The organism is Thermoanaerobacterium sp. R66, from assembly GCF_028895185.1.
In the GTDB taxonomy this organism is placed as follows: domain Bacteria; phylum Bacillota; class Thermoanaerobacteria; order Thermoanaerobacterales; family Thermoanaerobacteraceae; genus Thermoanaerobacterium.
This window is the reverse complement of sequence record NZ_JAEUWW010000001.1, coordinates 1,648,725-1,673,393: the sequence shown is the minus strand read 5'-3', so window position 1 is coordinate 1,673,393 and position 24,669 is coordinate 1,648,725. Positions and strand designations below refer to the sequence as shown.

Below are 24,669 nucleotides of genomic sequence, written 5' to 3'. Positions count from 1 at the left end.
TGTTATGGTGAATAAGAGTTTATTTCAGTTTAAAGGTATAAGAAGAAAAATATTTGCACATCTTTTGATAACTACACTTATTATGGGGATTACAAGCATATACTCTTATTATAATGCGAAAATTGTAATAGACAGGTTAAAGTCTATTTTTACTGATTATGTCTACTTAAACAGCCTTAACAACGACATAAATTCTCTGGAAACAGAAGTTGAAAAGTATCTTTCTACAAAATCTTCCGATTCGCTTCTAAATTATTACACCATTAGCAACAAGCTAAACAATAGTGCTGAAGACATGATAAGCATAGCAACATATGATAATGACAGCCTCATGCAAAAGGACATTGGCAATATGATAATAAGCCTTCTATCTGAGACAGATAAAGCTGTAAATGCCAAGAGAGGCAGAATAAGTAGCGAATATATAGAGTATTTCACAAGAGCAAATAAAATAAATGATTATATAAAATTGTACATCAATAATTTAATGTACAATAAACTTCAAGAAGGTACGATAAAGTACAACAAAATATCTAAGAATATGGTTTTTATAAGCTTTTTAAATATTTTTCTGATAGTTATATCTGTGGTTTTAAATATCGTGTTAGCGATTATATACACATATAGGATAACAAAGCCGATTTCAGAGTTATCTGACACAGCAATGAGGATTTCAAAAGGAGATTTTGACATAGATCCAATTAAAATAAAGACAGACGATGAAGTTAATATCTTGGCTGATGCTTTTAACAATATGGTTACTAACATTAAAAATTATATAGATGAGATAAAAATGCAGGCTAAAGTAGAAAAGCGTCTTAAAGAACAAGAGATGCAGAACCTTAAGATGAAAAATATCTTGAGAGAATCGGAGTTGAAGGCACTTCAGTCCCAGATAAATCCACATTTTTTATTTAATACTTTAAATGCCGCATCACAAATCGCTATGATGGAGGGCGCAGAAAAATCATCTGAATTTATAGAAAAGGTGGCGGATCTTTTTAGGTACAATCTTAGAAAACTTGATAAACCAGTTACGCTGAAAGAAGAAATAGACAATGTGTTTAATTACATGTACATTCTAAAGACAAGATTTGGCGATAAGGTGGAATTTCAGGCGGACATAGATGAGAAACTTTTAGATGTAAAGGTGCCTTGTACAATTGTTCAGCCTGTTGTTGAAAATGCATTCATTCATGGTATAGAAGACATGGATGGAGATGGCCATATAAAGATAGAGATTAAAAGAGTAGGAGAAAGTATTCATATTGATGTCATAGATGACGGTATGGGAATGCCTAAGGAAAGTATTGAGAAGATTCTGGCTGCGGATGATCCTGACAATGATGAGAATAAGCATGTCACAGGCATTGGAATGCACAATGTGATAAACCGCTTAAGGCTATACTACAATAAGCCCAATATAAGTGATGTCATAGAGATAGAAAGCCGCATAGGATATGGAACAAGGGTGACTTTAAAGATTCCTGATGGAAGGGGTAGTGCAGCATGATAAAAATACTTATAGCAGATGATGAGCAGATAGTGGTGGATTCTGTAAAATTTATCATTGATAATAACTGTGAAGATGTGGAAGTTGTAGGTTTTGCAAAATCGGGAAGAGAAGCCATAGAAAAAGCTCACATGTTAAAGCCTGATGTTGTATTCATGGACATAAGAATGCCTGGCATAGATGGCATAGAGGCAATTAAGAGAATTAAGGAAAGCCACAATGATATAGAGTTTGTCATAATCACAGCTTATGATTACTTCAACTATGCAAAAGAAGCAATAAACCTAGATGTGGTAGACTACCTTTTAAAACCGCTAAATAAAAATAAGGTCATAGATACCGTCAAAAAAGTTAAAAGATTGATAGAAAAAAAGCGCGAAGATATGGCAAAAGAATTGGAAATGAAGGAAAAAATGACAGCGATACTGCCTTATATTGAAAATGAAATGATATATTCCTTATCATCGTCTAATTTTAAGCAGGAAGATATTGATTTTTATGGAAATATATTTAATATTAAATTAGATATGGGTTTTGCCGTAGTCGTCTTGCTTGATAAAGATAGCACAGATTCGGATATCTTTATGGGAAATGTTAAAGTGCACGAAAATCTGATGTACCTTAAAGAATATATAAAAAGTTTAAAAGATTGCCTTGCAACTATTTTGCTTGACAGGATAATAGTCTATGTTCCTACAGTAGCTTATGATGATCTATATATAATTAAAAATGATTCAATTAGCTTTTGTGAAATGATTTTAAAAGAAACGAGAAACCTTGAGATAGGAGTCAGAATAGGCATAGGCAGACCATATGAGACAGCTTATTTTTCGAAGTCATATGATGAAGCTTTATTCGCCATAAAGACAGGTTCTGACGCTATAACACATTTCGACGACATTAAGCTATCTGAAGCAAAAGAACTTGGTTTAAATTATGATACGGCTGAGCTTGTAGAAAATATCATATCCAATAGCATTGACGGAGCTTTAATTAATGTCAACAGCATTTTTCAAAAATTGCAACATAACTATGAAGGTAGTGTAGAACAGATTAAATCGAAGGTCTTTAGCCTTCTTATTGAAGTTATGACTAAAATCAACACGTACTGTGATGTTACGTCAGTATTAGAAGAAATTTTGATTATCGATATTTTAAAGACTGACGAAATAGATAGCCTAAAAGATATGTTTTCAAAATTTATATCAAACGTTATAACGAAATTGCACAGAAATAGGGAGAAATACTACACGGGACTTATTGCGAAGGCTATTGATTATATAAATAAAAATTACCATAAAGAGGTAAAACTTTATGATGTGGCCCAGATGCTAAGCATAAGCTATCACTATTTCAGCAAGATGTTTAAAGAAGAGACAAAGTGCAATTTTGTTGATTACATCACTCGAGTAAGAATAGAAAAGGCGAAAGAGTTTTTGCAGGACGAAACCATAAGTGTAAAGGAGGTTTGCTTTAAGGTAGGATACAATGATCCTAACTATTTTAGCAGGATATTTAGAAAGGAGACAGGCATGACTCCTACGGATTACAAAAATAGAGTATCAAAAGGAGGTGTTGCGTTTGAAAATTAAACTAAGAGATGTGATATTAGTGCTGCTTACGTTGATATTGCTAGTTCTTCTGGTGTTATTAGGGAACAGGATTTACAAATATTATGAAGCTAGCAAATATGTTGACGATACAAGTGATAAAAATGCGATAAAGATAGGATTTTCCCTTGGTACTTTAAAAGAAGAAAGATGGGTAAAGGATCGGGATATATTCATGGCAAAAGCGAAAGAGTTGGGAGCAGAAGTTTTTGTGCAAAATGCAAACAATGATGACGAGGATCAGCTAAAGCAAGTGAAATATTTGTTGGACAAGAAGATTGACGTGCTTGTCATTGTTCCAAACGATCTTAAGAAAGCTTCTGCAGCGGTGGAGATGGCTAAAAAAGCAGGTGTTAAGGTTATTTCATACGACAGGCTTGTCTTAAATTCAAATGTAGATTTATATATTTCATTTGATAATGTAAAGGTCGGAAAGCTAATGGCAGAATATCTTATTAAAAGGTATCCAAAAGGCAATTATCTCATAATAAATGGTGCGACAAATGACAACAACACAAAGATGATTAAAGAAGGGTATGACAGCGTATTGCTTCCAAAGGTTAAAAGCGGAGACATACGCATATTAGGAGAGGAATGGTCTCCAAACTGGATGTCAGAATACGCATTTCAATCTACTGAAAAATATATACAGGAAAATTATAAGATAGATGCAATAATTGCAGGTGACGACGGATTGGCAAATGGCATAATTGAAGCATTGTCAGAACACAGGCTGGCAGGCAAGGTGGCTGTTGTGGCGCAAGATGCCGACCTTGCTGCATGTCAGAGAATAATAGAGGGTACTCAGCTTATGACTATATACAAGCCAATTGATAAACTTGCTGGAGATGCGGCGAAGTTGGCAGTGAAATTGGCAAAAGGGGAGAAATTAAACGTAAGCAATACGATTTACGATGGGAAGTACAATGTTCCATATTACAAGCTGGAGCCAATAGCGGTTGACAAGACTAACATAGACGATACTGTGATTAAAGATGGCTTTCATAGCCGCGACGATGTGTACAGATATACCAATTGATTTTTTTAAGGCTTAAAGCCTTTATTTTTTTGTCATAAAATAATCCAGATAAAATTTCAAATAAAATTATTTAAAGCAAAAAAATGAACGAAAACAAAAAATGGTTTAGAGGCGAAATAAAGATGTTTGTAGAATATATATAGCGAAAATATAAACAACAGAAAGGAGATAGTATTTATGAAAACATTTAGGTTATGGCTTGTAGTTGCTTTGATGGTTTTTGCAACTTTTGCATTTGCAGGTTGTGGAAATAGCACAAGCTCAAGCAGCACAGGCTCAAGCAATACAAGTTCAAGTAATACGAGTTCAAGCAATACAAGCTCAAATAGTACAGGTAAGTATTCAAATGTTGGTATAGTGCTTCCAACAAAAGCTGAATCAAGATGGCCAATGGCACAGAAGCAATTCGAACAAGCATTGCCAGGTGCTACAATTCTTTATAGTAACGGAGATACCGCTACTGAAAAAACAAATGTTGAAAGTCTTATATCTAAAGGTGTAAAGGTTCTTGTTATTGTTCCGCAGGATGCAACTGCAGCAGCGGCTGAAGTAAATGAGGCTCATAGTAAAGGTATCAAGGTTATTTCTTATGACAGACTTATAATGAATACACCAAATGTTGACTACTACGTAACATTTGACAGCGTAGCTGTTGGTGCAGCTCAAGCTCAATATTTGGTAGACAACGCTAAAGGTACAGGCAATCACTTGTATTTATACGCAGGCGCTCCATCAGATAACAATGCATTCTTATTCTTCCAAGGTGCTTGGAGTGTTCTTCAACCAAAGATCGCTGATGGTACATTTGTAATAGAAAATTCAAGTATTGCTGATTCATTAAAGAACACAGCAACACTGACACACAGCCAATTAGCTCAAATTATAGGTCAGATTACAACAAACTGGGATCCAGCAACTGCTAAGACATTAGCACAAGCTAACTTGGCAAAAGCAAAGGCGGATCAGAAGGGCGTTGTTTATGTTCTTGCTCCAAATGATGATACATCACGTGCTATAACAGATACATTCAGAGCAGACAAAGATGTTACTCAGATTTATTCAACAGGTCAGGACTTTACACAGGCTTCGTTGCAGTACATTCTGGATGGCAAACAGAGCATGACAATTTGGAAATCAGATGCAAAACTTGTTGCTGACGTTAAAGATATAGTTGATTCTATCAGCAACAATACAAAGCCATCATCTATCGTAACAACTTATAACAATGGCAGCACGGACGTTCCTGCAACAAAAGCTCCTTTGATTATCGTTACAAAGGATAATGCTGAAAGCGTTATTAATTCTTCAGGATTGTATAAACTGGATAACGGTAAAGTTACTCCAATACAATAATCGACTGTTTATTATTACGCTATACAATTTGGAAGGGTAGGATAAACTTTTGCTTATCATACCCTTCGACTTTAATTTAGGAGGTGCAAACTCTTGAAAGATGCTGAATACATTCTTGAAATGGATAATATCGGAAAAACATTTCCTGGCGTTAAAGCACTGGATGGTGTAAACTTCAAGGTTAAGCGAGGAGAAATTCACTGTTTGGTTGGTGAAAATGGTGCAGGGAAATCAACGTTGATGAAGATTCTCTCTGGTGTTTACCCATCAGGCACATTTACAGGAAGAATCATTTTAAATTCTACTGAACAACATTTTAGAAGTATTGAAGATAGTGAAAAAGCAGGAATTGCTATAATACATCAGGAGCTTGCTTTAATACCGGAACTCACAATTTATGAAAACATATTTTTGGGACATGAAATCAAAAAAGGTCCGTTTATAGATTGGAATGAAACGATTATTAAAGCCAAAGAAGTGCTTAAAAGAATTCGCGTAAATATTAATCCTGAAACTAAAGTTAAGGATGTTGGTGTTGGAGTTCAGCAGCTTGTTGAAATAGGCAAAGCCTTAAGTAAAGACGTTAAACTTTTGATTTTAGACGAGCCGACAGCAGCGCTTAGTGAAGTTGATTGTGAGAATTTGCTGCAAATCTTAAGAGAATTAAAGAAACAAGGCATAACATGTATAATGATATCGCATAAATTAAAAGAAGTTATCTCTATTGCCGACACAATCACGGTTTTAAGAGATGGAAAGACAATTACGTCGATTGATGCTACTAAACGCAAAGTTGAGGAAAAAGAAATAATTAAGTATATGGTTGGCAGAGAGATAGAAGACATTTATCCAAAGAGGGAAGATGTTAAATATGGAGATGTATGCTTTGAATTGAAAAATTGGACAGCTTTTGATCCAAGCAAAGGGCGTGAAATTCTCCATAATATTAATTTTAAAGTCCGCAAAGGTGAAATTGTTGGTATTGCAGGGCTTATGGGCGCAGGGCGTACCGAAATGGCCCTAAGCATTTTTGGCAATACAAAGCATTATAATATAAAAGGCGAATTATACGTTAATGGAGTCAAAAAGCATTTAAGTTCTCCTGAGAAAGCCATTAAAGAGAAAATTGTATATGTTACAGAGGATAGAAAAGGGAATGGCCTCGTATTGATTCAAGACATAAAATTTAATATAACTCTTTCCAATCTCAAGCAGTTACTGAATGGGCTTTTTATTGATCAACATGAAGAAGTAAATGCTGCCAATAAGTTCTTTAATGAGTTAAATATTAAAGCACGCTCTATCGAGCAAGTTGTTGGGACTTTGTCTGGTGGAAATCAGCAAAAGGTCTCAGTAGCGAAAGGACTTTTTACTTTGCCAGATCTGTTGATTTTGGATGAACCAACTCGAGGAATTGATGTTGGAGCCAAGTTTGAAATATACACAATTATGAATGAACTTGTTAAGAGGGGTATGAGCATCATAATGATTTCCTCTGAGTTACCTGAAATATTGGGTATGAGCGATAGGATATATGTTATGTCTAATGGTACTATGACCGGTGTTATAGACGCCAAGGACGCAACAGAGGAGAAAATTATGGAAATGGCTACGGCCTGATATTTTAAGGAGGGATATTATGAAAGAACTAGGTGTAATTCTTAGAAAAAACATACGTGATTATGGTATGTTTATTGCATTAGCTGTGATTTTCGTTTTATTTACTATTTTAACTAATGGTACGTTTATTTCTCCATATAATATATCAAGTTTGATAAATCAAACAGGTTATATAGCAGTGTTAGCTACTGGTATGACGCTTGTCATTATTGTTCGGCAAATTGACTTGTCAGTCGGTTTCCTTTCAGGCTTTTTAGGAGCTATAGCTGCAATATTGATGATGAATTATCATGTTCCAGCTATTCTCGCAATACTAATTGTACTGGCTTTAGGTGCAGTTATTGGTTTGTTCTTTGGTGTACTGATTGCAAAGGTTGGTATACCTGCGTTTGTCGTAACTCTTGCAGGTATGATATCTTTCCATGGATTATTGCTATTCGCTACTCAGGCAGGCGGTACAATTAACATTACTGATAAATTCTTTAATGAAATAGGTAATGGTTTTATACCAAGTTTCGGAAAAATTGGCGGATTTGCAGTGTCAACTCTTGTAATTGGTTTAATTGGTATAGTATTGTTTATTTATTTTCAGTTTAAGGCTCGGAACACAAAGAAAAAATACAATTTTGAAGTTTTACCTATGCCTTTCTTTATTGCTAAAATCGCTTTTGTTGTTGCCTTGATTGCAGCATTAATACTTGTTTTGGCGATGAATAATGGTATTTCTTGGACATTTGTTATTGTCTTTGTAGTTGTTTCTATATTTACGGTGATATTAAATAAAACAGCATTTGGGCGCCACATTTATGCTGTTGGTGGTAACCCTGAAGCAGCTGAACTTTCTGGTATCAATGTGGCAAATGTTTTAATTTATACATTTGTTATTATGGAAACTTTGACTGCACTTTCAGGAATACTTTTTGCATCAAGAATGCAAAGTGCTTCACCGACAGCAGGCACAGGTTTTGAGCTCTTGGCAATTGCCGGTGCATTTATCGGCGGATGCTCTGCAAACGGCGGTGTTGGTAAAGTTACAGGCTCATTAATAGGTGCTTTAGTTATGGTATCACTAACTAATGGTATGGATTTAATGGGACTTGGAAGTTCTATTCAATACGTAATACAAGGTATAATACTTGTTTTAGCTGTTGTATTTGACATCCTTACACGTCGTTCTCAAGCTGTTGGCTGATTAAATGGTGTCAGTCAATTGAGTAGAGCTTAATAATTATTTTATTCAGCGTCATCAAAGTATTTACTTATAATGATCGTTTTGAGTATTTGGCTATTGGATATTCTCCAGTAGCCTTTTCTTATATTGGCGTATGCCTATGCTTTTTGTCTTTCTACTCCTAATTTTGTACTTTTTCAGTCACGGTAGTGCTTTTTTACATTTGCAGCAAACCATACCAAGTTTGGCAATGGCGTTATGCGATTGGTGGAAACAAAAAAGCTGCAGTGTAGTTATTGTTCTTGTCATCGCAGTATTGGTAGATATTTCCCTAAAAAGAGGAAAAAATTATGATGCTTTAAATTGTTGAAATTGTGTATTATAATTGAATAAAGAGTTTTTATTGAAAGTGGGGGAGCATGGTGGGTTTCGAAGATAGAGTTTCAAGACGTGCAAAATCTATAGAGATATCTACAATAAGGTATTTTTTTAATATGGCAAAAGAAGTGCCTGGCGCCATATCGCTGACGATTGGGGAGCCGGATTTTGTTACACCAAGGCACATAATCGATGCAGCGTATGTCTCATTGTTAGAAGGCAAAACAGGATATACTGTAAATGCTGGGCTTATAGAATTAAGGCAAGAGATATCAAAATATCTTAAAAGAAGTTGCGATGTAGATTATAAGCCTGACGGTGAGATACTCGTCACAATCGGTGCGACGGAGGCTATTTACATAGCACTGAATACTCTTGTGGAAGATGGTGACGAAGTTTTGATACCTGAGCCGTCATTTGTGGCTTACGATCCATGTACGAAATTGGCTGGTGGCAAATCTGTTTTTGTCCCTACATATGAAAAAGATAACTTTGTCTTAAAAGCAGATGTATTAGAAAAGTATGTGACAGATAGATCGAAAGTTTTGATTTTGCCATATCCCAATAATCCAACAGGAGCTGTCATGCCTTATGAGGAAATGGTGAAATTGGCTGAGGTAGTATTAAAGCACGATTTGCTGGTTGTGACGGATGAGATATACTCTGAACTGGTTTACGATGGCTTTAAGCATGTAAGTTTTGCATCACTGCCTGGAATGTGGGAAAGGACTGTTTTGATAAATGGTTTTTCTAAGTCTTATGCCATGACAGGATGGAGGCTGGGCTATATAGCCGCACCGGAGTATTTTGTAAAGCACATGACAAAGATACATCAGTACGATGTCACGTCAGCATCCACCCAATCGCAATATGCAGGTTTGGAGGCTTTAAGAAACGGCGATGATGATGTGAAATTCATGCGGGAGAAATACGATGAAAGAAGGAAATTTTTGTACGCAAGCTTAATTGATATGGGCTTTAAGTGCTTTGAGCCTAAAGGAGCATTTTACATATTTCCATCGATTAAAGAGACTGGACTAACCTCATTGGAATTTGCCAAAAAGCTTTTATATGAGGCGAAAGTTGCAGCAGTGCCAGGAAGCGCATTTGGTGAGCATGGCGAGGGATACATAAGAATGTCTTATGCCACATCCATGGAAAATCTAAAAGAGGCGGTAAAAAGGATAAGGGAGTTTATGAAGGAATTTTAGGAAAAACCATGGGATCTTTAAGGTCCTGTGGTTTTTTAATTATTTTTTAATAATTTCGACATTTGCCTGAAAATAAAATATGATATAATATGATATGGTATAATATTAGTATTAAAATTTTTTTGAGGGGATATGTTATGGAGAATAATACACAACTTAGGCGTAGTGATAGAAATAAAAAGAAAAAAAGCAAAAAAAGCGCCTTTAAGAAAGCCTTCAATGTTGTGCTGTGGGGTGTCATTATACTGATTTTGATAGGTATTGGCGCTGTTGGCGGTAAAGTTTTAGCTATAATAAAAAACACGCCTCCACTGTCGCAGGATGCTTTGACGAAGATGAAACAGTCGTCCATAGTGTACGCTAAAAACAGCGATGGAAGCTGGAGCCAAGCTGCGATTTTACACGGTTCTGATAACAGACTTTGGGTTTCTATAGATAAAATTCCTGAAAACTTGCAAAATGCCGTTGTGGCCATAGAAGATCAGAGGTTTTACAAGAATAATTTAGGCATTGATCCAAAGAGGATAATTGGTGCACTTTTAGTTGACATAAAGGCCGGTGGCAAACCTGTGGAAGGTGCCAGCACCATAACGCAGCAGCTTGTCAAGAATACTATGCTTACAGATGAAAAGACATTGACGAGAAAGATTCAAGAGGCTGTATTAGCATGGCAATTAGAGCAGAAGTACACGAAAAAGCAGATACTGGAAGCATATCTTAATACCATTTATTTAGGCGGTCCACATATAAATGCGTATGGTGTTCAAGCAGCAGCCCTTCAGTATTTTGGCAAGGATGTAAGCCAGTTGGACCTTGCAGAATGTGCTATGCTGGCAGGCATTACCAACAATCCTTCTATGTACTCGCCTGATTCCAATATACAGCAAGCGACGGAGAGGCAGCACCTCGTTTTGAGTGAAATGTTGAAACAGGGCTTTATCACTCAAGAACAGTACAATGCTGCCATAAATGAAAAGCTGCATTTTGTCTTTAAAAATCTTAATTTGTCTACGTATAGTCACGGCTATTTTATAGATCAAGTCATAAATGATGCTACAGATGCTCTTGTCAAAAAACTTGGCATAACTAAATCTGAAGCATTAAATGAAATATACAATGGCGGTCTTAGGATATATTCAACAATGGATCCAAATATACAGACGGTAATGGAAAATGCGTTTAAAAATCCAAAGCTTTTCCCTGTAGATCCGACTACAAAAGAGGCTGTACAGGGTGCGATGGTAGTTATAGATTGGAAGACTGGAGAAATTAAGGGTATTGTAGGTGGTAGAAATACAAATGACTTTAAGTATGTCACAAGAGGTATAAGCTTTGCTGACTCAAAGAGACAGCCAGGGTCATCTATAAAGCCTTTGACCGTTTATGGACCTGCATTACAAAGCGGGCTTACTGCTGCTACAGTTGTAGATGACGTTCCTACCACATTTACGCTTCCTGGTGCAAAACCTTATACACCTCACAACTATGAAAGCAATTATTACCATGGGTTAGTTACATTAAGGGAAGCAATTACAGATTCGTTGAATGTGCCTGCTGTTCAGGTTGTCAATAAGATAGGCATAAATGTCTCCGCAAGTTACGGAAAAAAATTTGGCCTTGACATAACTAAAAACGATATGTACCTTCCAGCATTGGCATTAGGTGGTTTAAGTCAAGGCATTACGCCTATACAAGAAGCGGCTGCTTATGGAGCAATAGCCAATAAAGGCATGTATATAAGCCCTATTACTTTTACAAAGATTACAGACTCTACAGGGAAAGTATTGGTAGACAATAAACCTGAAGAACATGTGGTGCTAAGTGAGCAAAATGCTTATATATTGAGAAGCATGATGATGGATGTTGTAGACCATGGGACAGGTACTGCTGCGAAGCTTTCAAATATGGATGTAGCAGGTAAGACAGGCACATCTGAGAATTCAGGCAACATTTGGTTTTCAGGTTTCACGCCTTACTACGTTGGCACTGTGTGGATGGGTTATCCATCATCAAATAATCCTGTGAAAAATTACGGTGTGCCGCAGGTAGGCGGTACTTTCCCGGCTCAGATGTGGAGGACTGTCATGGCACAAATACATCAAAATCTTCCACCAACACATTTTACAGATAAACCATCTGGAATAGTATATGAGACGGTCTGCAAAGATTCTGGAGAATTGCCGACTGATTTGTGTAGACAAGATCCGAGAGGGGACAGGACATATACTGAGATGTTTGCTGCAGGCACACAGCCTACAGAGTATTGTACTGTTCACGTATCAGCCCAGATAGATACATTGACAGGGAAACTGGCATCTTCATGGACGCCGCCTTTCCTTGTGAAACAAGAGGTGTTTATCAATCCGCCAGGAAGGACGCCAGAGCAGAATGCGTACGCTGCCGATGGCAAATACGTATTGCCTACACAGTCGGACAGTGGAAGCGATGTATTGCCGGGAAATAATCAGAATGACAACGGAGCACAAACTGGGAATCCATCGACAAATAGTGGCGATACTACTGCTCCGACAAATGGCACGGAACCGGGAAACACGAATACTGAAAATACGGGACAAAACAGTACATCCGGCAATGGCGGGCAAAGCAATAGTAGCGGTACAAATAGCAGTAATGCTAATAGCAGTGGACAAGGAAATTCTACCACGAATCAAAAGGGCATTGGAAATATAATAAACTCTATACTTGGCCACTAAATCATAACCACTATACTTAGTAGTGAATAAATGTGGTATTGGCACATCTATTTTGTGCATGCCATTTTATCTCGTTTATTAGCCATTAAATCACCTTTCCTTTTGTTATATAGTAGCTTGAACAACTCTATAATAACGGAAAGGTGATTTTTTGTATAACTCTTGTCACGCACCTGCATAGTAGGTGTTTTTTTATTTCGCTGGCTTTGGAAGCTCAAGTAATTTCCCTATTGTGAATAATGTATCAACTCATAGGAAAAAATTATTGAAGGAATATTGAAAAGTCTGTAGAAATATATAGTTAGGGGGCGAATACTATGAAAAGTATGGATTACTTAAAAGAGCTTTCGAGGTTTGAACACCGTGGTTCAGCCACAAAGAATGAAAGAAGGGCAGCAGACTACATCGCAGAAAAGCTTAAAATTTTAGGCTATGATGTGGGTGTACAGGAATTTAAAACGACACGAGACAATCTTTACATTTTGCCTCTTCAGTTTGGTATCCTTCTTTTCATTATGGGATCGGCATCGCTTGTATACGATAAATTTTTAAATGTCGTGGAGTTTTTAATTTCCATTATTGCAGTATTTTTGCTGGTTTTAGAGCTAAGCGGCAGGTCTTTTGAAACAAGCATAATGCCTAAACACAGATCTAAAAACGTATTCACAAAATTCGAAAAAAACGACAAAAAGAAGATAATTATATCTGCCCACATTGATACTCAAAAAGGCAGCCTGATGTTTAGTCCCAAAATTGTTGGCAGATTAAAAATGATTTTTAACGTTGGCTATGTGGGATTTGCTTTGATACCATTAGGTATCGCATTTAAAGTGATGAACATTTCTTTTGTATCAAACGTTTTATTGGGGTTAGGCATACTTATAACATTTGCAATGGTCGTGTTTTTGCTTATATGCCAGTTAGGTGGAAAGTACACAAACGGCGCTAATGACAATGGTTCTGGTGTATCTTTGGCATTAGCAATTGCAGATCACTATGCAAATAACATGGATAAATTTCCGGACGACGTGCAACTAATTTTCCTCTTTACAGGCAGCGAGGAGACTGGCGAAAGGGGAATGAAATATTTCTTAAAAAAATATAGAAAGTTGTTAAGTGGTGATACACAGTTTGTAATACTGGATAATCTTGGGGCAGGAAAGTTGACATACCTTGAAGGAGAAGGTATGTTAATATACAGGAAAGCAGGCAAAATGCTTTTAGATGTTGTAGATCTTATGGCAAAAGAGTATCCAAAAAATACGGTTCAGAGAAGGAAAAACTTGCTTTTGCCCACAGATGCACTGCCTGTCTTAGCAAGTGGATTCGACGCTATAGCGTTTTTATCCATGGATGAAGACGGATCTATAAAAAATTATCATTGGTTTACAGATACTATAGAAAACGTTGATTCAAAGCTTTTAAGGTATGAAGAAAGCTTTTTGATAGAATATGTTTTAAGGGTTTCAAATAAGATGACCAATTTAAAAAATGTTGAAGCAATTGAGTAGGAGTAGGTATGTACCTACTCCTTTGATTTATTGAAATAACCTGTCAAGATGAATATTAAAAAGATGGATAGTATTCCACCGATTATAGCAGTAGCTAACTGCGGGAATGTAAAGGCTGCTGCAATTTTTTGCGGTACTTTTACGCCAAACATTACGAGAATGTACTTTACGGAAGCTGCCAGCCATAAAAACTTTACAACTGCCCCTGTTATCATGCCTATGATGTTGTTTTTAATAGCCGAGAAAAGCACTACGTACAGTGCATTGCCAATCATTATAAATGGTATAAGCATTGGAAATCCCATAAGTCCTACTAAAAAAGCGATGATTGGCGTCAAAAGCCCTATTGTGATGCCAGACCAGACACTTACAAAGTAAGCCGATACAATAAGCATCGCATTTACGATTGAGCCTGTTACAAGCTGTGGCATCTTGATAAATTGTACGATTATAGTCAATGCCAGTAAAATAGCTGTTCTTGTTATAAATTTTGCGTCAAATTTTTTGGGTGATGTGCCATTTACCATAATATCACCTCCAACATCAATCTATTTAACTATATTTTAACACTATAGTGTAATGTTGTTAAGCAATTATCAAAAAAGTATTAAAAACATTAATTATGTATTAAATCTCCCTTAAAGCCATTGACGAAAGGCATTGCATAAGGTTATCATTTGTGTGGGGGAATAAATAAAAAATTGGAGGATTGATTATGAAAAAATACATCTTATTGATAACACTTGTTGTTGCTGTATCGATTTTTGCCGGATACCTGCTTTACAATAATTCTAATACAGCACAAAGAAGAAACCAACAATCGCAAAGCCAAAAAACTGCAACAAATGATAATTCAACTTCTGATAATAATGCAAAAGATGAAAATAAGAGCAGCAATGATAATAATAATGGCAATAGTGATAAACGAGATCAGAATCCTGTTGTAGACAATCGCAACGTTGGTTTGTTAAATCAGATAGTAAGCCTTGCTAAAGAAGGTAAAGTAATAAACTGCGATTTTGTCACAGGTAAAACTACTATAGATGACATAGAAAAGGTGTATGGAAACCCTGACAAGCAAGAGTATATTTCATCTGCAAAGGGAACTTATACGACTTTTACAAAGAAGGATCTTGTATTTGGATTTAATAAAGGAATGCAGGTTTTTGAGACAAGGTCATTTGATCCTAGATTACAAGCCATTTCAAGAAGCGATATTGAAAATGTATTGGGAAAAGCCTTGTATAAAGCCACTATAAGCGGCACTACAAGCCAAACTGTTTTAGGATATACGATGAATTCTGACTACAAGCTTGAATTTGTCATATCAGATACGACAAATCTTGTTGACCATGTAAATGTGCTGTATCCTGCGGCAACAGTTAATTCTATGGCAGACGATCCAGGTCGCCAATGGTGATTTATCATATTGCATTTTAAGAGCATTTGTAATAAAATATTGATAAATATATATTGATAATGCAATGATGTGGAGTAGTAGGCTAAGACTTTTTCAGAGAGCCTTATGACGGTGGGAAAAGGCATTGTGTTAGCTGAACTCGCCATTGAGCATGCATATTAAAAGTATGCACGGTTGTACCGTTATATGAAACAAGTGGGCTTGCGTCAAAAAGAGTGGTACCACGGAAGCGTAGCTTTCGTCTCTTTGTGATGTAAAGCCTTTTTTATGCAAAAAAATATTAATAGGAGTGAGAAGATGGCTTATTCAAGGGATATTGATAAAAAATGGCAAAAGAAGTGGGAGGATACAAAACTATACAAGTTTAACCCGGAAAACATTGATAAAAAGCTGTACTGTCTTGAGATGTTTTCGTATCCGTCAGGTGCTAAGCTTCACGCAGGGCATTGGTATAACTACGGGCCTGCTGATTCATGGGCAAGGATGAAAAGGATGCAGGGCTATGAAGTTTTTCATCCAATGGGTTTTGATGCGTTTGGATTGCCAGCAGAAAACTATGCCATAAAGACAGGCATACATCCACAGGATTCTACCCTTCAAAACATAAAGACTATGGAAAGACAGTTAAGAGAGATGGGTGCCACATTTGATTGGGATTATGAGGTTATAACCTGTTTGCCTGATTACTACAAGTGGACACAATGGGTATTCTTACAACTGTACAAGAAAGGTTTGGCTTATAGGAAAAAGGCTCCTGTCAATTGGTGTCCAAGCTGCAAGACAGTCCTCGCAAATGAGCAAGTTGTAGAAGGCACTTGTGAAAGATGTGGCTCTGAAGTCACTAAAAAAGATTTGACACAATGGTTTTTGAAAATAACTGATTATGCAGAAGAACTTTTAGATAAGCTTGATGAGCTGGATTGGCCTGAGAAGACGAAGATGATGCAGAGAAACTGGATAGGAAAATCTGATGGTGCTGAGATAGAGTTTAAAGTCGATGGCAAAGACATATCGTTTAAAGTTTTTACGACAAGGGCTGACACGCTATACGGTGTTACATACGTGGTTTTAGCTCCAGAAAATGAGATAGTAGATCTCATAACGACAGATGAGCATAGAAGAAATGTAGAAGAATATAAAGAATACGCCAGAAAACAAAGCGAGATAGAGAGGCTTTCAACGGAAAAAGAGAAGACAGGCGTATTTACAGGAGCGTACGCTATTCACCCTATTACAGGTGAGAAAGTGCCTATATGGATATCCGATTACGTTCTTGCTACATATGGGACAGGCTGTGTCATGGCAGTACCTGCCCATGACGAGAGAGATTATGCATTTGCTAAGAAGTACGACTTGCCAATAAAGAGAGTCATCAAGGGAAATGATGGCGTAGACGACTCACTGCCATTTGTTGAATACGGTATTCTTGTAGACAGCGGTGATTTTACAGGAAGTAAATCAGAAGATGCAAGGATAGAAATAGTGAAGATGCTTGAGAAAGAAGGCAAAGGAGCACTTAAGGTAAATTACAGGCTTAGGGATTGGCTTGTATCAAGGCAAAGGTATTGGGGTGCACCTATACCAATAATACACTGTGAGAAATGCGGACTGGTGCCCGTGCCTGAAAAAGATCTTCCGGTTCTTTTGCCATACAATGTGGAGTTTTCACCGGATGGGGAGTCGCCCCTTAAAAAATCTGAGGAGTTTATGAATACTACATGCCCTAAATGCGGTGGCAAAGCATTAAGAGATCCTGATACACTTGATACATTTGTTGATTCATCGTGGTACTTCTTAAGGTATCCTGACAACAAAAACGACAAAGAGCCTTTCAACAAAGAGCTTATTGATAAGATGCTACCAGTTGACAAATATATAGGCGGTGCCGAGCACGCATGCATGCACCTTTTATATGCCAGATTTGTCACTAAGGCATTGAGAGATTTAGGATATCTGGACTTCGATGAACCTTTTAAATCTCTCATACATCAAGGCATAATTTTAGGGCCTGATGGAAACAAGATGAGCAAATCAAGAGGCAATACAATATCACCTGATGAGTACATCAATGAATACGGTTCAGACGTATTTAGGATGTACTTGATGTTTGGCTTTGCCTTTACTGAAGGTGGCCCGTGGAATGATGACGGTATAAAAGCTATGTCCCGCTTCATACAGAGAATTGAAAGGCTTGTAGATAAATTTATAGAAGACAGAGGCAAAGAAGGCAAAGATGAGATTTCAAAAGATGAGAAAGAGCTTAATTATGTGAGAAATTATACCATAAAGAGCGTCACAGAAGATGCTGAAAAGTTTCAGTTTAATACTGCCATAGCAAGGATAATGGAGCTTGTAAATGCTCTTTATAAATACGATGCTGACGTGGAAATTAAAAACACAAAATTGTACGAGGAAACTATTGCAGATCTTGTAAGGCTTCTGGCGCCGTTTGCACCGCATTTTGCAGAAGAGATGTGGGACAGATTGGGATACACCTATTCTGTTTTTAATCAAAAATGGCCAGAGTACGATGATAAAGCTTTAGTAAAAGATGTTGTTGAGATAGCAATACAAGTCAACGGTAAGGTAAGGGGACGTCTCGAAGTTTCTCCAGACGCGAGTGAGAAGGAAATTCAAGATGCTGCGCTTTCAGCAGAAAGCATAAAACAATACATTGACGGCAAAGAAATAGTTAAAGTCGTAGTTGTAAAAGGTAGGCTTGTGAATATAGTTGTAAAATAGGCAGTGAGAAACTGCCTATTTTTTAATCTTTTTTGTCTACTCCGTTTCCGGCTTCTACTTCGTCTACGATTTCGTCTCTCATGCCATGGATGCTTTCAAGTCTATGGCGATTTTTCTCTTTGATTCTTGCGATTTCTTCTGGAGAAAGTTCTTCAGCGTGCAATTTCAAATAATCTTCAGCTTCTCTGTAATTTTCTATCGTATCGTGAATCATATCCTGCAATTTTCCGACATTATCAGAACGATCATCCGGCTTTGGAGGATTTTTATAACGCCCTTTTCCCTCAGCCATCTCTATCACACTCCTAAAAAGTATTTTTTCAAAATTATTTTTAACTTTTATATTTAATATATGTATTGAAAAAATTAGAAAAGTTTATGGGTATTATAGTATAATAGGTTTTAGACAAAATAATAAAAGAGGTGCTGAAAAATGTATAAAGTGGAAAAATATATGGACAAATTTGAAACATACAAGCTTTATGATTTGAAAAATAATTCCTTTTTTGAAGTTGTGCCAGAGCGGGGAGGAGTTATAACGAAATTTGTATATAATGGAAAAGAGATTTTATACCTTGACAAAGAAACACTGTACGATGCGACGAAAAATTTAAGAGGAGGAATACCGATACTTTTTCCAATCTGTGGGTACCTAAAAGATGAGAAATATACGATAGATGGCAGAGAGTACAACATGAAACAGCATGGTATTGCAAGGCTTTATAAATGGGATGTAGTTGAGACAAATGCTAATGATTCTGCGTCGATAACATTAAAGTTTACAAGCAGTAGCGAGACAAGGAAAATATACCCTTTTGATTTTGAACTTATTTTTAAATATATTCTCAAGAGCGGAATGCTGACAATAGAACAACAATATGTAAATAAGTCAGAGAAAAATATGATATTTTACTCTGGATTTCACCCGTATTTTTATATTGAAAATAAGGGCGATGCCTTAATATCAGTTGATTCAGATGTATGCTATGATGCAATAGATAAAAAGCAGATTGCTTTCGATGGAGAGATTGACTTTAAAAAGACGGAGGTAAATCTTATTTTTGAGCCTAAATCAAATAAGTGTTCTATATTAGATAAAAAAAGAAGTATGAAAATTATTCTTGAATACGATGAAGTTTTTAAATACGTAGTTGTATGGGCATTACACGATAAAGAATTTATATGTGTTGAGCCTTGGATGGCTAAGCCTGACTCCATGAATACAAAGGAAGATGTCAAAATTTTAAAGCCTGGTGATGAGCTAAAAGCAGTGTTTAGCATAAGAGCTTCTATGGAATAATATTTATGGTTGTGGTACATTAACGTTTTGAGTCATTTGCACATAATATAATGTACCACAAGAAATATATTGAGGTGTCAAAATGGATTTGCACTATGCTTTAATAGCTTTTATTTTATTATACATCTTTATTACAGGGTTTCACGACGAAGGAAATCTCATAGCTACGATTATTTCGTCAAGATCTATCGGCATAAGAAGTGCCTTCATAACAGCGTCTTTAGCTCAATTTATCGGGACAGCTACATTAAGCACTACAGTCGCATCCACCATAAGCAAAGACGTGCTTAAGCTTAAATACATTACAATTGCTGGCAATGATCTTTATATCATGATATTTACAGGCTTGCTTGGTGCTGTTGTTTGGAATCTTATCACGTGGTATATAGGTATGCCTTCCAGCTCTTCACACGCATTAGTTGGAGGCATGATAGGGCCTTTCATAATTAAATATGGGATTGATTCTATTAACATCTACGGAATATTGCTAAAAGTCGTAATTCCACTTTTTTTATCTCCTGTTTTTGGATTTTTGATAGGGTATTTGGTGATGTATTCCACAAGCCGTATTTTGAGAAGTGCTGGAGTAAAAGTCAATACTGTTTTAAAAAAGCTTCAATATTTGACTCTCTTTATCTTAAATGCCGGTCAAGGCGCTAATGATGCCCAAAAAGGAATGGGTCTTATATATATATTGACGATAGGAAGTAGTCTCTCAAGAAGCAGTGAATTTCATAACATGATTAAGGTTTTATCGGCTTTTATGATATCCTTTGGACTTCTTTTTGGCGGTCTTAGAATGATTAAAAGCGTTGGAACCAGAATATACAGGGTTAAGCCGTTTCACTCTTTTAATGCGCAGATATCGTCCCTATTCATAGTTATAGCTGCTGCAGTATTTGGACTGCCTACAAGTGGAACGCAGATAATCAATTCTTCTGTACTTGGAGTTGGTGCAAGAGAAAGACCTACTGCTGTAAGGTGGCAGTTTGCAAGAGGCATGTTTGCATCTTGGTTTATCACAATACCGGCATCTTTTGCGATATCTTCAATTTTATTTTTGATTTGGAAAACTGTATAAAGGTGTGGTGCAAATGGGATTGTTTAATTGGCTATTTTCAAAAGGCGTAGATTTTTACAAATTGTTGCAGGAACATTCTGATTTGGCTTTAAAAGGTGTTCAGGCATTGGCTCTATATATGACAACTGGCAAAGATGACGATGGTGAAAAAGTGATAAATATAGAGAAAGAGGCTGACAATAAGAGAAAAGAGCTTATTGATGAGCTTGATAGCACATTTATTACACCTATTGAAAGAGAAGATATATACGAGCTATCCAGTGCCATTGACAATATATTGGATTACTGCGAGACGACAGTAAAAGAAATGGAGATATATGAGCTTAGTCCGACAGCGGAGCTTAGGGAAATGGTGGATGTCATATTGAGAGGTACAGAGCTTATAGATAAAAGTGTTTATAATCTCGATAAAGACAAAAAATCAGCAATGGATTACGCCCTAAAAGCTAAAAAACTTGAAAATGAGATGGAGTCATATTATAGAAAATATCTAGCGGAGCTTTTAAAGAATGATGATATAAAATACATTTTAAAAATGCGGGAGATATACAGACATTTGAGCAATTGCGCCGATAAGATGGACTTGGCTGGAGAAATATTAGGCCATATCCTTGTGAAGGAAATATGAATATTTATACTAAAAGGCATGATAATAAATGCCCATTTTTTATTAAATTATACACAAAATCAACGGATAGTTTAGCACAATATACAAATATTTTTTAATTATTAAAATATATTAGTAATATTAATAATTTATTTTGAATTAATATGCATTTGATGGTATAATTTTTTTAAATTTTGAATGGGGGGATTTAGGTGAGGAAGTTTATTGCATTTCTAATCGTGTCAATTCTTTTGACAGCAAGCATTTTATCAGGTTGTGGAAATACCAGCAACAAGACATCTACTCAAAGCAACTCAAATTCGACTCAGCAAGTCTTGCATTTGAATCTTGGTGATGAACCTCCAATGCTTGATCCAGCAAAATCAACAGATGGCGTTTCATTTCAAATACTTAATGCTGTGTTAGAAGGACTTGTAAGAATAGGCTCTGATGAAAAGCCTAAAGAAGGATCAGGGTTAGCAAAGAGCTGGGATGTATCAAATGATGGTCTTACATACGTGTTCCATTTAAAAGACAATATCAAATGGAGCGATGGAAACCCGATAACAGCTTATGATTTTGAATATTCTTGGAAAAGAGCATTAGACCCTAAAACTGCATCGGAATATGCCTACATAATGTATCCTATAAAAAATGCAGAAGCCTACAATTCAGGTAAGGCAAGTGCTGATTCTGTAGGTATAAAAGCATTGGATGACAAGACACTTAAAGTAGAGCTTCAGGAGCCTACACCTTATTTCTTAAGTTTGACGGCTTTTATCACGTATTTGCCACTTGAGAAATCTTTTGTAGAAAAAGAAGGAGATAAGTTGGCATCGAGTCCGTCTGATTTAATATACAGTGGTCCATTTGTATTGAAGACATGGAACCATGAACAAAACATTGTCCTTGTTAAAAATGATAACTACTGGGATAAGGATAATGTCAAATTAAGCGAGATAGATTTTGACATGGTAAAAGATCTAAATACTGTCGCACAGGGCTATGATTCCGGTCAATATGACGAAATCAATATAAGCGGTGATTTCGTGCCAAAGTATAAAGATCAGGTTAAAGTGCATCCAAATGGTTTTACGTATTTCTTAGGTTTTAATACTTTGAATCCGGTTTTCAAAAATGCTAATATAAGGAAGGCATTTACAATATCAATAGACAGAAAGAGCTTTACAGAAAATGTCTTGAAGGATGGTTCTATTCCTGCTTATGCGTTTGTTCCTAATGGCATCACAGGGTTAAATGGAGATTTCAGAAAAGAAGCTGGTGAAGCTTTATTCAAAGAAGATGCAAATGAGGCGAAAAGCCTTCTTAAAAAAGGCATGGAAGAATTAAATATAACACAGCTTCCAAAGATAACTTTGCTTACAGATGATACTGATGTTGCCAAAAAAGAAGCTCAAGCAATACAGCAGTTTTGGAAAAACAATCTTGGTGTAGATGTTGTCATTCAAAACGTGTCATACAAGATAAGGCTTCAAATGTTTTCAAAGCAGCAATATGATGTTTGCTTGACAAGGTGGGGAGCCGACTACAACGATCCTATGACGTTTTTAGATTTATGGACCACAAATGCTGGCAATAACAATGTGAAGTATTCAAATCCTAAATACGATGAGCTTATCAATGAGGCAAAGTCAACAAATGACAATGCTGTACGCATGGAAAAGATGAAAGAGGCGGAAAAGATATTGATGAATGATATGCCGGTAGGACCATTGTTCTACTCTGCAACGGCTTACGTTCAGAGAGACTATGTAAAAGGTTGGGTAAGGCATTCTGTCGGAGTTGATAGCGACTGGAAGTGGACGTATATAGAAAAGCACTGATTAAAAGGCATTCCACATTGTGGAATGCCTTTTACTTAAGTTTCTTTTCGTAATTTCTGTATATTAAGAAGCCTAATATCAAGAAGAGAAGTGTTCCTCCGACTAATTTGACTTCATACCAAAGAAGGCTTCCTAAATTCATGCCTGCAGGTGGAATAATAGAAAGGATTATTGAGAACAACACGACTAAGAAGCCTATTCCACCGACAAGCCAAGCTCCAAAATTTCCAAATGGAACCTTATAAAGCCTTTTGACATCGGGCTTTTTATACCTTAAGACGATCAGTGCAGAAAACATCACAAGGTATGGTATGAAGTAGAGTATTGATGTCATGGCTGATAAAAGCCAATACGCTGACTCTACAGTAGGAGTCGAAAAAGCCATAAGTATAAGAAGACTTACGATGACTGCCTGCGTAACCATGGCATTTACAGGCGTACCATATTTATCGTGGGACTTTGTAAAGAATTTAGGCATGATGCCTTTTGAGCTTGTGAAGATCATGTTTATTGGGCCTATTATCCATGCATTTATACCGCCAATGCCTCCTATGAATATCAAAAATGCAGCGACGCCTATTAAATATTTTAAGCCAATTTTGTCGAATATGATTTGTATTGCCTGCATTATCCCAGTCGCCAAACCTATTTCCTTTTGAGGAACTATGAAGGTTATGGATATAGTGCCCAGGATATACAATGCTGGTATGATGAAAGCAGATAAAACTATTGCTTTCGGGAAAGTCCTCTCAGGGTTTTGCGTCCTTTCTGCCAGCGTCGGTGCTAATTCAAGCCCTGCGTAAGCAAATATCATGGATGAAAAGAAGACGATATTGCTTAAACTTGATAGATTAGGGAAAAGCGATGGAACCGTGTACGTTGCTTGAATTTTCTGATGAAGCCCTGTAACCCAGTATATAGAAAAACCGATAAGCAGTATTCCCGGTATTATTGTTCCAAAAAGGCCGCCTGCATTTGAAAGCCATTTGCTTAAGCTAAGACCATTGACATTTACAAGCGTTATTATCCAAAAAAGTACAAATATGAATATGGATACGAATCGGTCATTATCTGCAAGCTTAGGGTTCACCATGTAAGCAGCGGTGCTGGCTATGTATATAAGCATAGACGGATAATACACTACATTTGTAAGCCAATATGACCATGACGTTAAGAAGCCGTATTTGTCGCCAAATGCTTCCTTTGCCCATACATACAAGCCGCCTTCATAAGGCCATCCTGTAGATAGCTCAGCTACTGCAAGTCCTTGCGGTATGAAGAACAAAATAGAAGCTAAGACCCACAGCATTATAGAAGATGCACCGTATTTTGCGGCAAGTGGGAGCCATCTTAAACCTATGATTGCCACTACATTCATAAGGACGATGTCACGCACTTTAAGAATCTTTTCTTTTTCCACAGTTTTGCCTCCTTAAAATTTTTTAATTAGCAAAATAATTTTATCATAGAAATATACCTATGTATATATTCTGCAGAAAAAAGAATCTTATAAATTTGATTTACACATGAAGAAGTGTTTTGATGTGTATTATGT

Annotated in this window: 18 protein-coding genes and 1 other annotated feature; of the genes, 15 read left to right on the top strand and 3 right to left on the bottom strand. The window is 36.5% G+C overall.

Annotation, left to right across the window (positions count from 1 at the left end):
* The first annotated feature begins 7 nt into the window (after positions 1–7).
* The 9 genes from JJQ93_RS08475 (at position 8) to JJQ93_RS08435 (ending at position 14,120) form a co-directional block, all read left to right on the top strand.
* Positions 8–1,513, top strand: a complete 1,506-nt coding sequence (locus JJQ93_RS08475) for a sensor histidine kinase (RefSeq protein ID WP_274893452.1) — start codon at positions 8–10, stop codon at positions 1,511–1,513.
* Positions 1,510–3,105, top strand: coding sequence for a response regulator (locus JJQ93_RS08470; protein WP_274893451.1), 1,596 nt, complete (start codon positions 1,510–1,512; stop codon positions 3,103–3,105). The genes JJQ93_RS08475 and JJQ93_RS08470 overlap by 4 nt, the downstream gene beginning before the upstream one ends.
* A gap of 70 nt (positions 3,106–3,175) precedes the next feature.
* Positions 3,176–4,162 (top strand): sugar ABC transporter substrate-binding protein, encoded by a 987-nt coding sequence (locus JJQ93_RS08465; protein WP_503010261.1) that lies wholly within the window; start codon positions 3,176–3,178, stop codon positions 4,160–4,162.
* A gap of 177 nt (positions 4,163–4,339) precedes the next feature.
* A complete protein-coding gene (locus JJQ93_RS08460) occupies positions 4,340–5,515 on the top strand; it encodes a sugar ABC transporter substrate-binding protein (RefSeq protein ID WP_274893450.1) in 1,176 nt (391 codons plus the stop codon).
* 120 nt (positions 5,516–5,635) lie between these two features.
* Entirely contained in the window at positions 5,636–7,135 is a 1,500-nt protein-coding gene (locus tag JJQ93_RS08455) for an ATP-binding cassette domain-containing protein (RefSeq protein ID WP_206199045.1), read from the top strand.
* Between the two features lie 19 nt (positions 7,136–7,154).
* Positions 7,155–8,327 (top strand): sugar ABC transporter permease, encoded by a 1,173-nt coding sequence (locus JJQ93_RS08450; protein WP_085113128.1) that lies wholly within the window; start codon positions 7,155–7,157, stop codon positions 8,325–8,327.
* Positions 8,328–8,728: 401 nt separating this feature from the next.
* Positions 8,729–9,895 carry a pyridoxal phosphate-dependent aminotransferase gene (locus JJQ93_RS08445; protein ID WP_274893449.1) on the top strand — a complete coding sequence of 389 codons (1,167 nt, stop codon included), beginning with the start codon at positions 8,729–8,731 and terminating at the stop codon, positions 9,893–9,895.
* Between the two features lie 137 nt (positions 9,896–10,032).
* Positions 10,033–12,609, top strand: a complete 2,577-nt coding sequence (locus JJQ93_RS08440) for a transglycosylase domain-containing protein (RefSeq protein ID WP_274893448.1) — start codon at positions 10,033–10,035, stop codon at positions 12,607–12,609.
* A 317-nt stretch (positions 12,610–12,926) separates the two neighbouring features.
* Entirely contained in the window at positions 12,927–14,120 is a 1,194-nt protein-coding gene (locus JJQ93_RS08435; protein WP_274893447.1) for a M28 family peptidase, read from the top strand.
* A 14-nt stretch (positions 14,121–14,134) separates the two neighbouring features.
* Here JJQ93_RS08435 and JJQ93_RS08430 read toward each other — a convergent pair whose 3' ends face one another.
* Positions 14,135–14,647 carry an ECF transporter S component gene (locus JJQ93_RS08430; RefSeq protein WP_274893446.1) on the bottom strand — a complete coding sequence of 171 codons (513 nt, stop codon included), beginning with the start codon at positions 14,645–14,647 and terminating at the stop codon, positions 14,135–14,137.
* A 188-nt stretch (positions 14,648–14,835) separates the two neighbouring features.
* On the opposite strand from JJQ93_RS08430, the gene JJQ93_RS08425 reads away from it, so the two are divergent.
* Together JJQ93_RS08425 and leuS are read left to right on the top strand one after the other, a co-directional pair.
* Complete coding sequence (locus tag JJQ93_RS08425) at positions 14,836–15,540, top strand: YjgB family protein (RefSeq protein WP_274893445.1); 705 nt, start codon at positions 14,836–14,838, stop codon at positions 15,538–15,540.
* 55 nt (positions 15,541–15,595) lie between these two features.
* Positions 15,596–15,789 (top strand) — a binding site (T-box leader).
* Between the two features lie 48 nt (positions 15,790–15,837).
* Entirely contained in the window at positions 15,838–18,282 is a 2,445-nt protein-coding gene (leuS, locus tag JJQ93_RS08420) for a leucine--tRNA ligase (protein ID WP_274893444.1), read from the top strand.
* A 22-nt stretch (positions 18,283–18,304) separates the two neighbouring features.
* On the opposite strand, the gene tlp is transcribed toward leuS, so the two are convergent.
* The gene (gene tlp, locus JJQ93_RS08415; protein WP_085111837.1) at positions 18,305–18,574 is read right to left on the bottom strand and encodes a small acid-soluble spore protein Tlp; all 270 of its coding nucleotides are present in this window, start codon (positions 18,572–18,574) and stop codon (positions 18,305–18,307) included.
* 162 nt (positions 18,575–18,736) lie between these two features.
* Here tlp and JJQ93_RS08410 point away from each other — a divergent pair, with 162 nt between their 5' ends.
* The 4 genes from JJQ93_RS08410 to JJQ93_RS08395 all read left to right on the top strand — a co-directional run bounded on the left by JJQ93_RS08410 (position 18,737) and on the right by JJQ93_RS08395 (position 23,114).
* Positions 18,737–19,582 (top strand): aldose epimerase family protein, encoded by an 846-nt coding sequence (locus JJQ93_RS08410; RefSeq protein WP_274893443.1) that lies wholly within the window; start codon positions 18,737–18,739, stop codon positions 19,580–19,582.
* Between the two features lie 82 nt (positions 19,583–19,664).
* A complete protein-coding gene (locus tag JJQ93_RS08405) occupies positions 19,665–20,663 on the top strand; it encodes an inorganic phosphate transporter (protein ID WP_274893442.1) in 999 nt (332 codons plus the stop codon).
* A 13-nt stretch (positions 20,664–20,676) separates the two neighbouring features.
* Positions 20,677–21,291, top strand: a complete 615-nt coding sequence (locus JJQ93_RS08400) for a DUF47 domain-containing protein (RefSeq protein ID WP_085111835.1) — start codon at positions 20,677–20,679, stop codon at positions 21,289–21,291.
* A gap of 191 nt (positions 21,292–21,482) precedes the next feature.
* Positions 21,483–23,114: a peptide ABC transporter substrate-binding protein gene (locus JJQ93_RS08395; RefSeq protein ID WP_085111834.1), complete on the top strand. Its 1,632-nt coding sequence runs from the start codon at positions 21,483–21,485 to the stop codon at positions 23,112–23,114.
* 31 nt (positions 23,115–23,145) lie between these two features.
* On the opposite strand, the gene JJQ93_RS08390 is transcribed toward JJQ93_RS08395, so the two are convergent.
* Positions 23,146–24,534, bottom strand: coding sequence for an APC family permease (locus JJQ93_RS08390; RefSeq protein WP_274893441.1), 1,389 nt, complete (start codon positions 24,532–24,534; stop codon positions 23,146–23,148).
* Positions 24,535–24,669: the final 135 nt, after the last annotated feature.